The organism is Mesorhizobium sp. M4B.F.Ca.ET.143.01.1.1, from assembly GCF_004792275.1.
Classification (GTDB): domain Bacteria; phylum Pseudomonadota; class Alphaproteobacteria; order Rhizobiales; family Rhizobiaceae; genus Mesorhizobium; species Mesorhizobium abyssinicae.
In genome coordinates this window covers 1-386 of record NZ_SRSR01000132.1, presented here as the reverse complement: position 1 = coordinate 386, position 386 = coordinate 1, and the positions used below count along the sequence as shown (strand labels likewise).

Below are 386 nucleotides of genomic sequence, written 5' to 3'. Positions count from 1 at the left end.
AGCTTGGTCGGCGGCTGCGAGGCGGCATGCGCGGAAACCGGGATCTGCGTCTCTTTGGTTACCCGGCCGCTCTCCATCGCCTCGAACAGCATGTAGAGCGTCATCATCTTTGTCAGCGACGCCGGATAGCGCTGCGCCCGCGAATTGACCTCGAACAAGGTCTTGCCGGTCGGGGCGTCGACCACGATCGCCGCGTATTTCTGCGGCTGCGCGGGAACGGTCAGCACGCTTTCCGGCGGCGCGACAGTCGTGCAGCCGGCGACCAGCGCGAGAAGTGCCGAAACGGCGATCAGTGTTTGCAGGAGAGGAATGGGACGGGACAAGATGGTTCTAAAGCTGTTGCTGAGATGCGGCGAAGCTAACGTAACCCATATGCCGCGTCCAAC

Annotated in this window: 1 protein-coding gene; it reads right to left on the bottom strand. The window is 62.4% G+C overall.

Translation table 11 applies throughout. The features are described from left to right. A partial coding sequence (locus tag EN786_RS36290; RefSeq protein WP_348642273.1) for a serine hydrolase occupies positions 1 to 323 on the bottom strand: 323 nt, incomplete at its 3' end. Between the last annotated feature and the right edge of the window lie 63 nt (positions 324 to 386).